This window comes from Burkholderia sp. 3C (assembly GCF_054589155.1).
The window spans coordinates 1-366 of the sequence record NZ_BAAILN010000097.1 but is presented as its reverse complement, the minus strand read 5'-3'; the positions used below and the strand labels follow the sequence as shown (position 1 = coordinate 366).

At 69.7% G+C, this 366-nt stretch carries 1 protein-coding gene; it reads right to left on the bottom strand.

Annotated features, from left to right (window positions below; translation table 11 throughout):
* Nucleotides 1-214: CRISPR-associated protein Cas5 (gene cas5, locus ACYP33_RS20475; protein WP_459623667.1), on the bottom strand; the 214-nt coding region annotated here is incomplete at its 3' end.
* Nucleotides 215-366: the final 152 nt, after the last annotated feature.

The window sequence follows — 366 nt, the reverse complement described above, 5'->3', positions numbered from 1 at the left end:
CGTCGACCCGCGCCCGCACCTGGGCGACCAGGAAGGCATTGGTGCGGCCCGGCAGTTCGGAGACGACCGGCACGGATTGCGGCTGGACCGTCACGACGCCGACTTCCGGCGTGGACGGCGGCGGAGCCGCATTCTGCTTTCCGCAGGCGGCAAGCAGCGCGGCTACGGCTGCTGCGACAGGAATAATGCGATAAGAAACCCGTTCGACGCGCATGGAGCGACCTCTATAAGAATCAACGAAACGGCACCGGCCGGCGACACTGCGCCGGTTACGGTGCGGCAAACACGGGGACGACAAGCGCCGGCGCCGCGATCGCGGCGTCGGCCCGTGTCACGCTCGCCGCCGCTCGCCCTGAACGGGCGGCC